Source organism: Aquisphaera insulae, assembly GCF_011064615.1.
Taxonomy (GTDB): domain Bacteria; phylum Planctomycetota; class Planctomycetia; order Isosphaerales; family Isosphaeraceae; genus Aquisphaera; species Aquisphaera insulae.
This window is the reverse complement of record NZ_JAALJH010000030.1, coordinates 44,644-58,438: the sequence shown is the minus strand read 5'-3', so window position 1 is coordinate 58,438 and position 13,795 is coordinate 44,644. Positions and strand designations below refer to the sequence as shown.

General features: G+C 68.2%; 9 protein-coding genes. 2 read left to right on the top strand and 7 right to left on the bottom strand.

What is annotated here, in order from left to right:
* Positions 1-220 precede the first annotated feature (220 nt).
* Positions 221-652 (bottom strand): hypothetical protein, encoded by a 432-nt coding sequence (locus G6O54_RS17200; RefSeq protein WP_165226893.1) that lies wholly within the window; start codon positions 650-652, stop codon positions 221-223.
* A gap of 305 nt (positions 653-957) precedes the next feature.
* On the opposite strand from G6O54_RS17200, the gene G6O54_RS17195 reads away from it, so the two are divergent.
* Together G6O54_RS17195 and trpS are read left to right on the top strand one after the other, a co-directional pair.
* Entirely contained in the window at positions 958-3,900 is a 2,943-nt protein-coding gene (locus tag G6O54_RS17195) for a beta strand repeat-containing protein (RefSeq protein WP_165226892.1), read from the top strand.
* Positions 3,901-4,104: 204 nt separating this feature from the next.
* Complete coding sequence (gene trpS, locus G6O54_RS17190; protein ID WP_165226891.1) at positions 4,105-5,073, top strand: tryptophan--tRNA ligase; 969 nt, start codon at positions 4,105-4,107, stop codon at positions 5,071-5,073.
* Between the two features lie 49 nt (positions 5,074-5,122).
* Here the strand turns inward: trpS and G6O54_RS17185 are convergent, their stop codons facing one another.
* From G6O54_RS17185 to G6O54_RS17160, 6 genes are all read right to left on the bottom strand, one after another.
* A complete protein-coding gene (locus G6O54_RS17185; RefSeq protein WP_205678868.1) occupies positions 5,123-6,337 on the bottom strand; it encodes a prenyltransferase/squalene oxidase repeat-containing protein in 1,215 nt (404 codons plus the stop codon).
* Between the two features lie 117 nt (positions 6,338-6,454).
* Positions 6,455-6,865 carry a peptidase associated/transthyretin-like domain-containing protein gene (locus G6O54_RS17180; RefSeq protein ID WP_205678866.1) on the bottom strand — a complete coding sequence of 137 codons (411 nt, stop codon included), beginning with the start codon at positions 6,863-6,865 and terminating at the stop codon, positions 6,455-6,457.
* The gene (locus G6O54_RS17175; protein WP_165226890.1) at positions 6,855-7,970 is read right to left on the bottom strand and encodes a DUF1559 domain-containing protein; all 1,116 of its coding nucleotides are present in this window, start codon (positions 7,968-7,970) and stop codon (positions 6,855-6,857) included. Before G6O54_RS17175 ends, G6O54_RS17180 begins: the two co-directional genes overlap by 11 nt.
* A 131-nt stretch (positions 7,971-8,101) precedes the next feature.
* A complete protein-coding gene (locus G6O54_RS17170) occupies positions 8,102-8,584 on the bottom strand; it encodes a hypothetical protein (RefSeq protein ID WP_165226889.1) in 483 nt (160 codons plus the stop codon).
* Positions 8,585-8,987: 403 nt separating this feature from the next.
* Entirely contained in the window at positions 8,988-9,431 is a 444-nt protein-coding gene (locus G6O54_RS17165) for a phosphopantetheine-binding protein (protein ID WP_165226888.1), read from the bottom strand.
* Between the two features lie 264 nt (positions 9,432-9,695).
* Positions 9,696-13,607, bottom strand: a complete 3,912-nt coding sequence (locus G6O54_RS17160) for a hypothetical protein (protein WP_165226887.1) — start codon at positions 13,605-13,607, stop codon at positions 9,696-9,698.
* Positions 13,608-13,795 lie beyond the last annotated feature (188 nt).

Here is a 13,795-nt window from a genome sequence, read left to right as displayed (position 1 = left end):
GGACTCGGTGCGATTTCCTCCTCTCTTGAATCGTCCTCGCTGGGCGACGGATTCGCGCGATCCGGCGCGTCGACGCGCAGGACTTGTCGGCGTGCCAGCCTGGATCGAACCGCGAGGTCGATCCGGTCCTGACGGGCGATTCGACCACGCGCGATGCAGGGGCCGTAGGAGCCGGCTCCGCCCGTCGGCCGGGCGAGCCCCGGTCGGCCGGAACGACCCGCTAGGCGTCCAGCTCCTCGATCGACCGGAGCACGTCGCGGATCTGGTCCGGGAGCTTTGCCGTGCCGGCATCGGACCACTGGCCGAAGAGCAGGATCGTGTGCCGAGGGGTCCGGAAGCAGCGGATCGTGGCGGCGTTGGTCATGTCCATGGCGAAGAACTCGACGTCATGGCCGGTCGTGCACTGCTCGTTGATCGTCTCGATGATCGGCGAGGCGTCGAGATCCGGATATTCCTCGCGCATGGCCTCGAGCGCGGCCTCGGCGACGGCGTCCGGATCCGGGCACGACTCGTCCGTGGTGATCAGCGCGAAGCCGAGCCCGTCGGGATCCTGCACGGCCACCGTGAGGACCTGGCCATGGTCGGTGACGTCGATCTCCCAGCCGGCCGGGTACTCGAACCGCAGGCCGTGGTCCTCGAAGGTCTCGATCATCGTCAGTCCCTCCCCTCCCGGATCCCCGAGCCGCGGCACAAGCCGGCCAGCCGAACGGGATTCCGACGCAACTCCCGCGCCGGAGCTACCTTCTCCTCGCTCGCCCTTACGGATCGACATCGTAGCATTCCCCCTGGGCCCGGCCAAGGTATCGCGGCCTCGCCCGGGGATCGGCCCGGGGCCGACCATGACGCTCGGGCGATGAATCGGGAGCCTCCGAGTTGCTCGACGGCTTTCCCGTCCTAGCTTGCTACTGTCGGCGCGTCGTGCAGTCCCGCGGCCGCGAGTCTCCTGGAGGCAGCATCATGAAATCGCACGTCCTCGCCCGCGGCTCGGCATCCCGGCGGATCAGGCCGCTTTTCAAGACTCCGCGAAGGCCGACGCGGCGACGCGAGGTCCACGACCTGGAAGCCCTCGAAGACCGGAGGCTCCTCTCCACCTTCGCCGTGACGAATCGTCTCAATTCGGGCGAAGGTTCGCTCCGCTGGGCCATGACGTCGGCCAACGACCGACCCGGCACCGACACGATCGAGTTCCGCGTCGCCGGGACGATCCGCGTCGCCGGGAGGTCCCTGCCCGCACTCACCGGGACCGTGACGCTCGACGGCTCGACGGCCCCCTCCTTCGCCGGGACGCCCGTCGTGACCATCGACTTCGGCGGGACCCGCGGCCTGAGATTCGAGGGCGGATCCGACGGATCGTCGCTAACCTCCCTGGTGCTGATCCGGGCCGGCAACGCCGGCGTCACGCTGAATGCCTCTCACGTGACCGTTCAGCAGAACTGGATCGGACTCGGAGCCGACGGCCGGGTCGCCGGCAATCGCGGCGACGGCATCCGGATCAACGCGTCCTCCCAGGGCAATCTCATCGGCCATTCCGACCCCGTTTCGAGGGTCCGGTATGACAACGCCGACTCGGTCTCTCCGGGGCCGGTCACGGCCTGGCAGGGCATCCGGAACGGCGACATCCGCGGTCGATACCTGATCGCGGGGACCTCGGGCACGAACGGGCTCCTCTACGTAGGGCCGATCTCGGGGGTCGGAGGGACGAGCTATGATGTCAACGTGCCCGGCGCGACGTCTTCCAGCGTGTATGGCCCGAACCTGCTCCCCGACGGCTCGATCCAGCTCGTCGGCAGCTACAAAAACGGCACGGACACGGTCAACGGCTTCCTCTATCAAGGGACGACCGCCGATCTCTCGGACGCGGCGAATTACACGACGATCGACTACCCCGGGGCACAGTACACCTACGTCCACAGCGTGATGGGTGGCCTCGCGGTCGGCAACGCGGACGGCCCGGAAGGGGACGCCCCGCTCGGCACCGGGCACGCCTTCCTCTACAACATCGCGGCCGGTACGCTCAGCGACATCGTCTATCCCGGCGCGACGACGACCACGGCCTACGGCATCTGGGACAACGGCCGCTCGAGCCTCACGATCGTCGGCGGCTACAGCGCCCCTGGCGATGTGGGCGACGGCCTGAGTCACGGCTACATGGTCGACTATGACGCCTCGACCGGAGAATATTCCCACTGGTCCTCGTTCGACTATCCCAACGGGGTCGTCGGCAAGGACTACATCACTCATTTCGAGGGGATCAGCAGCGACGAGAAGGGCGTGTACACGCTGGTCGCCGATTCCGTCCAGCGAGGGACCGCGAACCCCGCCCAGGGCTCGTGGGTGAGCGTCCGCCGCAACACCGACGGCTCGTTCGGGAACGGCCGATGGGTCGACCTGAACGCGCCGGGCGCATCGAGCCCTTCCATCAGCAGCGCCAACTCGGTGGCCGGTAACGTGGTGGTCGGGCTGGTCATCGGAGCCTCGGGCACCGCCCCGTACCAGGCGGAAGTGCAGACGAGCTTCCAGCTCTCGAACGTCATCAGCGGCAACGGTGGGAATGGCATCGGGATCTACGGGAGCTCGCACAACCAGGTCGCGATGAACTTCATCGGGACCGACGCCAGCGGCTCTTTCCGCCGCGGCAATGCCAAGCACGGCATCCTCATCACCAACGGCGCGACGGATAACCTCATCGGCGGCGAGGCGACGGGCGGGAACGACCCGACCGGCGGCGTAATCGTCCGTCCGCCCCAGGGGAACCTCATCTCCGGCAACGGTGGCGACGGCGTCCGCATCACCGGAGCCGCCGGGCGGAATCAGCTCAGCGGTAATTTCGTGGGGACCTCCGCCTCGGGGCTCTCGGCCCTCGGCAATCGCGGCGACGGAGTGGCCATCGTGAAGGCCGACGGCAACTCGCTCCTCGGCTGTACGTTCCAGCAAGATCCCTTCGTCTTCTACAACGTCATCAGCGGCAACGGCGGCAATGGCCTGCGGATCACGGATTCCGACGACACGACCGTCCAGGCCAATTTCCTGGGCGTCGGCGCCGACAACGCGTCGATCGTGGCCAACAAGGGGGACGGCCTGCTCGTCTCCGGCACCTCCGCCAACACCCAGGTTGGAGGGGTCATCCCGCTCGGCAACGTGATCGCCGGGAACGATCGGAACGGGATCGAGGTGCGAGACAGGGCCAGCGGATTCGTCTCGTTCAACACCTTCGCCGGACTCTTCGCGTTCTCCACCGCCGCCCCCAACCGGAAGGATGGGATCCTGATCACCTCGACCGGGGGGAATAACCTGATTCGCACGTGCATCGTCTCCGGCAACCTCAGACATGGCATCGAGATTACCGGCCGGGCGACCGGCGTCCAGGTCACGGAGACCGCGATCGGCACCAACACGAATATCAACGCGGCACTGCCCAACGGCGGTGACGGCATCCTGATCGCCGGTTCCGCGCACGGGAACGCCATCGGCGGATTCCAACCCTCGATCGAGCCACAGGTGACGGTCTCTTCGAACCGCGGCTATGGCATCGAGATTGCTGGCCGTGCGCGAGACAATCGGATCGTCCACACCCGGATCGGCACGTCCGCCCTGGGCACGAACCGGCTGGGCAACGCCCTCGGCGGGATCGTCCTCCGCCCGGGGACCTCCTCCACCCGGATCGGGGGAGCCTCGGCCGCCCTCGCGAACCTCATCCGCTACAACCGGGGCAACGGCGTGACGTGGATGTCGACCCGATCGGCGAGCCTGGAAGGGAACACGATCGCGCAGAACCTGGGTTACGGCCTCCGGGCGACCGGCAATTGCGCCGGCTCGACGCTGCAAGCGAATACGATCCTCGACAACGAGGGCGGGAATGTCAACCTGACCGGATCGCGGGGGATACACGTCTCGGCGTGACGGTCCCTGTCGGGATTCTGGCCGGCCATGCCACGGCCAGGCGGGTCGGGCCGATTGGAAGGACCTTGGTGAAGCTGGTAGAATGAACGCGAACCGGCCTGCGAAGGCGGCCGAGAACGCGGGGCCGGATGTTCGGGCGGGCGCGGTCCGCGATCGGGAGCACGGCGCCGTCCGACACGAACGTTCGAGCGAGTCATCCTGGCCATGCGGATCCTCTCGGGTATCCAGCCTTCGGGCGCGTTGCACATCGGCAATTACTTCGGGGCGATCCGGCAGTACATCGCGCTGCAGGAAGAGCACGAGGCGTTCTACTTCATCGCCAACTACCACGCGCTGACCTCGGTGCGGGACGCGGCGACGATGCGGCGGAACACGTTCGACGCCTTCGTCGACCTGCTGGCCCTGGGCCTGGACCCGGCCAAGGCGACCCTATTCGTCCAGTCCGACGTGCCCGAGACGGTGGAGCTCGCCTGGCTCTTGACCACGGTCACGCCCATGGGCTGGCTCGAGAAGTGCGTCAGCTTCAAGGACAAGGTCCAGCAGGGCATCCCGGCCGAGCACGGCCTGTTCGCCTACCCGGTCCTGATGGCCGCCGACATCCTCCTCTACGATGCCGACCTCGTCCCCGTCGGCCAGGACCAGCGGCAGCACCTGGAGATCACCCGCGACGTCGCCGAGCGATTCAACAACGTGTACGGCCCGGCCGAGGTCTTCCGCCTCCCCAAGCCCTACATCCTGGACAACGTCGCCGTCGTGCCGGGCCTGGACGGCCGCAAGATGTCCAAGAGCTACGGCAACACGATCGAGATCTTCGACGATCCCGCCGTGATCAAGAAGAAGGTCAAGAAGATCGTCACCGACAGCGCCCCCGTCGAGGCCCCCAAGGACCCCGACAAGTGCTCGCTGATGGCCCTCTACCGCCTCTTCGCCGGCGCCGAGGACCTGGACGACGTCGAGCGCCGCTACCGCGAAGGCGGCATCGGCTATGGCGAGATGAAGACCCGCCTGGCCGACGCCATCATCGCCCGCTTCGACGGCCCTCGCGCCCTCCGCGCCGAGTGGGTTGCCGACCCCGACCGGGTCGCGAAGGTCCGCGCCGAGGGCGCCGAACGCGCCCACGCCGCGGCCCGAACCGTGCTGGCAAGGGCACGCACGGCGTGCGGGATGGCCTGATTGGCTCCCGGGAGTGATCGGGGCATCGAGTGCCAATCGGCCCCATGGTTCAGCTCTTGCCGCTGCCGGCCGCGTGGCCCAGCGCGAGCAGGGCGTAGGCGGTCACGAGGTTCGCGTCACCTTCCATGAAACGGTCGGTGGCGTTGACCCAGCTCCCCTCCTTGCTCTGCCGCTTCCCGAGCGCCGAGATCAGGTCGGCACGCCAGTCGTGAGCGACGCCGTTGCCGTCCACGATGGTCGGCTCGCCCAGGACCGCGAGGGCCTTGGCGAACATCACGTAGTAGTAATACAGGGCACGGTCGCCGGCCCCGGGATTGGCCTCCACGGTGTAGGTCTTGCGGATGAAGCCGAGGGCCGCCGCGACGCGGGGGTCGTCCTTCGTCAGGCCGGCGTAGATCATGCTCTTGAGGCCGGCATAGGTCATCGAGCCGTACGACAGGGGATGACCCTCGGGGGTCTTGCCGGCGATGCTGGTCCCGCCGTTGGCGACGGTGTAGATGAAGCCGCCGTCGTTGATCTTGTCGGCCCAGGGCTGGTCGTTGAACTCGCTCTTGAGGTTCTGGCAGCGGGAGATGAACAGGACGGCCCGCCTGAGGGCGGGGTCGTCGGCCGGTACGCCCGTGCTGCGGAGCGCCTCGATCATGAACGACGTGTTCGAAAGGTCGGGGCGAGGGGCGCGGGGCGTGGCCGCCTTCTTGGTGGCGGCGTCACTCTTCGCGGCTGGCTGCGGCGGTCGAGGTCCGCCTCCCGGTCCGTAGCCGGCCCCGCCGTAGTAGGGGTTGTCGGGCCTCGTCCCGTTCGACTCGTCGAACTGCGTGGCGCGGAGGAACTGCTGCGCGGCCTTGATCGCGGCGTCGTACCGGCCGGCTCGGTTGGCGTCGCGGAAGGCCAACAAGGCCACCGAGGTTGAGTAGCTCGAGTGGGCCCCCTTGCTCAGGCCGCCGTCGGGGCCGAGGAAGCTCTCCAGGTAGGCCAGCCCCTTCGCGACGCTCGGCTCCGCGGGGGTGACCTGCCCCGAACGCAGGAGCGCCGCGACGACCAGCGCCGTGATCCCGGGCTCGCCGCGGTCGACCGACCAGCTCCCATCCGCGGCCTGCCGGCCGCGAAGGTACGCGACGGCCCGGGTGATCAATGGCGTCGCATCCGCACGCTGCCCGTCGCCTCGTGCGACGAGCGGCCAGGCCCAACCGCCCGAGAACCCGAGTGTGCCGGCCACCCCGGCGGTGCCGCGAAGGAAGGAACGGCGCGATCGTTCGCTCAACATGAAAACCTCTCCCGATGTGGAAATGGAGACCCCTGGTTCTGGTCACGGGAACCGATCCGGACCACGGAAGCTGATCTCTTCGAGACGCGATTCAGAGGACGACCGACAGCCATCGACTCAATCGAGGTGGAACGGCTCGAGGGTGGTCTCCGACGAGCCGATGGTGACTTTCGGGGCACTCTCCGGGTTTGCGTACTTTCCCTTCCAGGCATCGAATTCCGTGTCCAGCCCCCGCTTGTCGGCCCCCGCCCGCATCAGTTCGAAGGTGACCGCGTACTCCCCCGGAGGCGCCCCGTCCACGGGGGCCGCGGTGCTGAGGAGGAACCGGCCGTCCTTGCCGGTCACCCCGTTGGGGGTGAATTGCATGCTGAATGTCGGGTGGAAGGTCACCTTCACCCCCTCGGCCGGCTTGCCCTTGAACAGCACCGTGCCCGAGGTCGGCACGGTGCGGGGGGCCGAGATGCCCTCGCCGCAGCCGACCATCACCACGCCGACGAGGGCGACCATCACGACGCGGTTAGTACTCACTGATCACCTCGCTGCCGTTCCGGCTCCCGAGCGCCTGGTAGGTGGTCGGGTTGATCGACTGCTTGATGAACTTCACGCTCCCGTCGCAGAGCAGGAAGTTGCACCCGCCCGGATGGGTGCTGCGGAACGAGTAGATCGGGCTCTTGTAGAGGATGTCCCGCAGGGCGGCCGGGTCCGTGACGCTTCGGCTGTAATAGGGGCCGGTCAGCGTGTTCATCGGCACGGTGGTGCGGCCCTCGCTGTAGTAGTCGCCGCCGCTCGATCCCCAGGCGATGGGACCGCCCGACGGGACCGGCGTGGTGCCGATGGACACGCTGTTGACCGTCGTCGTGGTGTACCCCTTGAGGATGTTATGCATGTCGCCGGCGGCGATCGTGTTGGAGAGACCGTCGGTGATGCTGACGAAGCTGATCCGGTACGTATCCTCGGGCTGCCACCAGGTCGGGTCCGCGACGTGCCTGGCCGCCAGTGACTGGCCGGTGGTGTAGTCCATGCCGGCGTCCATCCGCGAGATGAACACGCCGTTGGAGGGCGTGAATCCGTACGCCTGCCCCGGCTTGTAGATGTCGCCCGGCTGAGCTGGGGAGTGGACCTCGCAGTTGCCTCGATTCCACCCGTAGCTCGCATAGTCGGCGTACACCGGATTGACCGGCTGCGGCATGGACGGGCACAGGAAGACGGTCAGCGGCGAGCTGGCCAGTTGGGCGTTGGTCGGGCCGCCGTCCAGGCGGGGGACGGTGGAGGTCGCGGCGAGGTTGAGGTTGAACTTGTTGTAGAGGTTGCCCTGCTCGAGGTGCGGCAGGAGCTCGAAGGCCACCGGGTAGTGGCGAAACCGGTAGTAGATGTTCTGCATGCCCGGGTTGGTGTCCTCGCAGCCGCCGCCGCAGAAGCTCATGTTCGGCAGCTTCTGATGGATGTCGTGGAACTGATGCACGGCGATGCCCATCTGCTTGAGGTTGTTCACGCACTGCATCCGTCGAGCGGCCTCGCGGGCGGCCTGGGTGGCGGGCAGGAGCAGCCCGATGAGCACCGCGATGATGGCGATGACCACCAGCAGCTCGATCAGCGTGAAGCCACGCCGGGGTCGTCGAAGGGGACTCGTCATCAACAATCACCTTTCTGCGATAAGAAATGAGGCCACTCTGCGATCGGTCGTGCTCGGTCGGATCGAATTCGACGTTCCTCGCCCGCCTCGTGGTTCGGCGCGGCGGTTCTTAGAAGAGCCGGGCCGGGCGGTCATTCCCCCGGCGTCTCGGGGCTCGGAGTCGTGGCCACCATCCCGGCCGGGGCGTCCAACCGGAGGGGCACCTCGTTCGTGCCGGGACCGACGGTGACGCGCCAGGGGGAGCTCGCCGGGTCGGCGTACCGGCCCTCGAACCGGTCGTGCGTCGTCTCGCCCGGGCACTCGTCACCCGGCGGCGAATCCTCCGGCCAGACCACGGTGACGGCGTAATCCCCGGCGGGGGCGCCGTCGCCGGCCGCGTAGGTCATCAATCGGTAGCGGCCATCCGGACCGGTGCAGCCGACGGGCAAGGACTCCCCGACGGCAACGCGACCGAGTGGGTGGTAGGCGACCATCACGTGGGCCGCCGGCCGGTCGCGGACTGTGAGCGTCCCCGCGACGGGATGGACGGTTGCCCTGCGCGGGCCGCCGCAGCCGGCGAGGCCCAGGAGAAGGCCCGCGTGGATCGACCTGGCGTCAACGAACACTCGGCGCATCGGCGTGACACCTCGTCGGCCCTGGACTTCACTCTGGCGCCCATGTCGGTGCGGCAACTGGATGAGATGGACCGGTCAGGTCCCATCCGAACTTCACCCACTGGTGAGCTGGCCGTCGCATGGTGGCCAGGCTTCGCAACCCGCATGCCAGGGCTTCCCGGGCGTTTTTCGCGGGCTTTTCGCCGATTCGTCGCTCCGACGAAGGACAATCCTTGTCCAGCGGTGGCGACGCAGCAGCCACCGCACGGGGCTCTCGCGGGTCCGATTCGCGAGTGGCGCCGCGATGCCGCCGCGACCATCGAATCGGATGCTTCCTCGACGGACCATGGGGAATGGGCCCGAGGAATCTCGAGGGGCACGAACGTGGCTCTGACGAGGTCGACGCGAGCCGTCCGCCCGGCCCTCAACCGTCGATCTGCGGATCCCACATGACGTTCGAGCCGGCCGGCGACGTGCCGCCCGCATGCGCTCGGATGTAGCCGAGGAAGTCACCGACCGTCAGGAGCCTTTCCGCGACGGCATCGGTGAGGATGATGCCGAATTGACCCTCCGCTTCCATCACCCATTCGATGTGGTCCAGAGAGTCGGTGGAAAGGTCGCGGAACGTGGTCAGAGCGGTGAGCGAGCGGAGGTCCAGTCCCTTTTCCTCGGAGAACTTCGAACGGAACCAGCTCAGGAGTTTTCCGCATGTCGGGCAGAGAGCGTCGTCGTCGAGGGCGAAGCTGCCGGGCTTTTCAGAGCAGATCAGGCAGACGGGACTGCTCGGATTCCCCGGATACGACGCCTCGACGAAACTGACCCGCCGGAACGGCCTCGATCTCGGTTGATCACCGTTCTTTGGTTCCATTGGAACCTCCTTCCAACGCGTGAGCCTTCATCTCATGGCATCGGCGATCGCCCCCTTTCCCTGACCCTCCCCCACGGTGTGGGGAGGGGACCAGAGAGCTCGCCACTGTCAGAAGGCATCCGCGCTCAGCACGGCTTGGAGTCCGTCCCGAAAAGGCGAGCGGGGGGCGTCAGCCCCCGGTCCGGAACCGAAAAGACAGGGGGCTGACGCCCCCCGCTCGCCTCGGAACCCGACTCCCGGTACAGGCTCTTACTCCCCACAGCCTCACTTCGAGGATTCAAGATCATACGCCAGGCTCGTCGCCAGCGTCGTCAGCCGCATCTCGGCCCAGCAGCCCCAGTCGGCGGTGGTGTCGTCGTGAGGGCCTGGGTCGGCGATCAGTTCCAGGGAGACCCGGCGGCCGGCCCACCGCGAAAGGTCGGCCTGGAAGGGTTGCCACGCGTAGGTCTTCACGAGGGTCTCCGCCGCGACGGTGGACCGGCCCGCGTCGTCGCGAACGACCAGGCGATAGAGGATCCCATCGCCCTGGTCGCCGCCGTCCTGCTTGCCGACGAAGGCACGAAACGCCGCGGGCTCGCCGGCCGGCAGCGTCACGGGGGGCAAGGTCGCGAAGGCGAGGCCCGGCCCCCCCGCGTACGGCGGGTGCATGAAGAGGCCCGGCTTCGAGACCCCGCCGCAGGCGATGCTCGACCGCGTCTCCACGATCGCCCCAGTCCCGCTCATGTCCGACCGGCGGCCCCCGCCGCGAGGTATGATGCCCCGGGCGGTCGGCTCGCCCAACGAAGCGATCAGCCGTTGCTGGAGCGTCACCCGTGCGGAATAGGTCCGGCGAGCCTCGGCCCCCTCGGCCTGGACGACGAGCTCGAGGGGCTGCACCCCCTCGGCCTTCGGCGTCTCCAGGTCGATCGCCACGACGCCCTCGCCGCCCGGCGTGAGCTCGATGGTCTTCGATGAGCCCATCGCCTGGACCCGGAAGCTCGCCTTCGACGCGGCATGACTGGCGAGGGCCACCCGCAGCGACCGGCCCTCCAGCGTGGCCGAGACGTCCGCCACCGGGACGACCGTGAAGTCGATCGAGGCGCCCTCGAGGTCGATCCAGAGACGCTGGCCGGGCTTCGCGTCGCGCGGGATGGTCACTTCGTGACGCTCGCGGCCCTGGACCACGAGCCGCTCGCCCGTGTGGACCTCGTCGCGGTCGCAACGCAGCGAGTCCGCCTCGGCGGTCCCCCCCGTCAGCACGTAACGGAAGGCGCCAGGGACCGGGACCACGTACACGAGCCCTCGAGCGTGTCGGAGCGTCGCCGAGCCCAGCGGCTTGCCCTCGCGATCGAAGGCGTTGGCGGAGCTGGCGGCGATGGCGAAGCCGCATTCCGCCCCTTCGTGGAGCAGAACCTCATGGGACCCGTCCGGCAAGGTCCGGCAGATGCCGATCCCGTTTCCCGCGGCCCTCACTCCGCGATGGAATGTCCCCCGGCCGTTGACATACAGGTAGGCCGGCGAGGTCGATTCGGAGAACCGATGGCCGCCGCGGTCAGCGCTCAGCACGACGACGGACCCGTCTCCCGACCAGCCGGCGTAGCCGTTGGGTGGCAGGTCGATCGGATGGCCGAACGCGTCGGCGACCTTCATCCGATCCGTCCGGCTCCCGTTCGCCGCCGTGACCGTGCCGTCCTCGTAACGCGTGACGACCTGCGAGCGCCGGTGGGCGCCGGTCGCCACCGCGGCGGAGGTGTCCAGCAGGAGACCGGAGGCATCGGCGTAGCGGATCTCCCGGGCCGTCGCCAGGCAATAGCGACTGTGGAGCTGCTGGAGCATGTAATAGCTCTCGAGCGCGGCCGGCAAGCCCCCCTCGTAGGCGAGGAAGCCGGGATGGCCGAACGCGACGGTCGCCGCCAGGAACCGGTCGAGCCAGGCGGCCCGCTCCTCGGCCGTCCGGCTGGGCTGGGGACGATTGGCGTAGAACATCTCCGGATTCCCCATGCCGAAGTTGCAGCAAAGGTCGTGCATCTTGCGGAGGTCGAAGTCCACCAGCCAGGGATTCTCGGCCGGGAGATACGCCTGGTCCTGGCCGTAGTTGCCGTCGGTCAGGCCGGCGTAGAAGGCGTGATGGTTCCCCTCCGAGTAGACCGGCCCGTCCCACGCCTTCTTCTGGAGGAGCATGATCTCTCCGAACGCGTAATAGACCGCCGCGAACGTCCCCGCGCCCGGCACGCGGGGGTCGAAATCGACCCGGTCCCAGGGCGCCACGGCCGTGTGGACGTCGCAATAGGCCGTGCTGAAGTGGAACTTCTTCTGGATCTCCGGGGCGAGCCTCGCGCAGAACTCCACGGCCCGGGCGGGCTTGGGGGCATAGCAGCGCATCCAGGCGTGCTGGAGCTGGTTCTGGGGATCGCGGCTGATCAGGTCGGGCGTCCAGAACTCATTCACGGGGGCGAAGTCGGTGAAGTTGTTGTAGGGGCCGTAAACGAAGCCGAGCGTGTCCTGCATGGTTCGCGCGTAGTCGAACTGTCCCTTGTCTCCCCCCTTCCCCGGCGCGGGCTTCGTGCGGAAGGTGAAGCTCTCGCCGCCGTCGCGCCAGCCGGTCTCGTGATCGGTGACGACGACCTGGGTCATCCCCCAGCGCCGGCAGTCGGCCCAGAACGCGACGTCCTGCTCGCGATTGGACGCGCCGTGCGCTCGCCAGAGGTGCGTGCCGGTGACGTGCTTCCAGGGCGAGACCGGGTTGGCGATGGTCGGCAGCGTCTCCTCGAACGTCGGGCTGACGCTGACGAAGAACCGCTCGAAGCAGCCGTTGCGCCGGCCGTCGGCCCTGGCCACGTAGCGCGAGCCGCCGTTGTACAGGACGCCCGCGTCGGAGGTGTCGTTCGCCGCCCAGAGGGTCGACGCGTCCGAGAGATACCAGTCTGCGTTCCCGGCCACGAAGAGCGGGGAACTCTCGGCCCCCGAGACGACCACCGCCGGCCGGCCGCCGTGGAGCGGATAGAACGGGATCGTGACGAGCCGGGGCTCGGCCAGCCCCACGGCCCGGCCGAAGCGGACCTCCGCGACATTCCCGCCGGGCGCCAGGACGTCGATTACCAGCGACTTGTTCCAGATTCGGTATCGATACGTGATATCCTGAGCAACGTTCTTGCCTTTCAAGCTCCAGCGTGAATCCACGACATCTCCCCGAATCTCCGTCCCAAGGTGCTGGGCGTGCTCCGGGGGGACGGCGTCGGCGGGGCCGGCGAGCCAGACGCCGCCGCCCTCGCAGGGCCGGAAGGTCGCGTCGCGACGGCCGTCGGTCCAGTGGGCCTGGATGTCGCCCCAGGTCCCGGTGCGAGGCTCGATGCGATAGACGAGGCGGCCGTCCGGGCCTTCGTAGGAGAGGTTGAAACCGCCGCGGTCCTCGACGATCCTGGTCCGGAAATCGGCATTCTTATTCGCCGGCAAGATCGTCTCGGGCCGGGTAGGGAAGGGCAGCTTGCCGGGGCCGGTATTCGTGCCGGAGTCGCCGCCAGGCAGCATCGCGATCCCCCGCGCGGGGCGAGGCTCGAAGCGGAGCGGCGGCAGCTCCTCGACGAACACCGCGAGGTTGTCCACGTAGATCGTCCGATCCTCGGTGTTCCGTCCGTTGCGGATCGAGAGACCCTCGAAGCTCGCGCCTCCGTGGCGGACGCGCCCGATCTCGGCCGGCTCGAGCCGACGATGCAGGAGCGACCACTCGGTCCAGTCGACGGAACCGAGGGTAACCTCGAACGGCTGGCCGGCGGAGTCGCGGCAGAGGGCGACGACCTGGACTGCGGGCGTCTTCGGGTCGGGCGCATACCCCCAGTTGTTGCCGTACACCCAGATCGTCACGGTGTCGAAGGGGGTCGAGATGGGGACCGGCTTCGGAGGCACGACCCGGACGTCCGGGCTGGGGCCGGCGGCTCGATAGACGAGCCGGCCCACATGCTGATCCCAGATCTGTTGCTCTCGGGTGCCACGGAACGTCGCCACCGCGTCGTGCGGTTCCGCCTTCCAGCCGGCCAGGTCCTCGAAATCGACGAGCGGCGGATGCGCCTCGTGCGTGCGCCCGGCCCAGTCCAGCTCGTAGGGCCGTTTGCCGACCGGATTCGAGGCATCGTCTCCCGCGATCGCCATTGCCGAAAGCCACCCCGCGACCATGATCCCGCACGCCGCGATACGCATCATCGTTCTCCGATCCGGGCCCGGACGATGACCATCGCGTCGTTGCGGTCTCCGGCGACCCTCGTCCTGCATCGTCGCGCCCGGCGCGGGCGAGAGCAAGCATCGACCGCCCCCCGGACCGGGGACGGGGGCGAGAACCGGACCGGCGCTGCCGCGCCAGGGCGTATCCCCGCATCATCGGGGCTGCTAGG

Bases quoted from the DNA above. Each gene is read 5' to 3' on its own strand.
- G6O54_RS17200 (WP_165226893.1), bottom strand. From the start codon at position 652: ATGATCGAGACCTTCGAGGACCACGGCCTGCGGTTCGAGTACCCGGCC.
- G6O54_RS17195 (WP_165226892.1), top strand. From the start codon at position 958: ATGAAATCGCACGTCCTCGCCCGCGGCTCGGCATCCCGGCGGATCAGG.
- trpS (WP_165226891.1), top strand. From the start codon at position 4,105: ATGCGGATCCTCTCGGGTATCCAGCCTTCGGGCGCGTTGCACATCGGC.
- G6O54_RS17185 (WP_205678868.1), bottom strand. From the start codon at position 6,337: ATGTTGAGCGAACGATCGCGCCGTTCCTTCCTTCGCGGCACCGCCGGG.
- G6O54_RS17175 (WP_165226890.1), bottom strand. From the start codon at position 7,970: ATGACGAGTCCCCTTCGACGACCCCGGCGTGGCTTCACGCTGATCGAG.
- G6O54_RS17170 (WP_165226889.1), bottom strand. From the start codon at position 8,584: ATGCGCCGAGTGTTCGTTGACGCCAGGTCGATCCACGCGGGCCTTCTC.
- G6O54_RS17165 (WP_165226888.1), bottom strand. From the start codon at position 9,431: ATGGAACCAAAGAACGGTGATCAACCGAGATCGAGGCCGTTCCGGCGG.
- G6O54_RS17160 (WP_165226887.1), bottom strand. From the start codon at position 13,607: ATGATGCGTATCGCGGCGTGCGGGATCATGGTCGCGGGGTGGCTTTCG.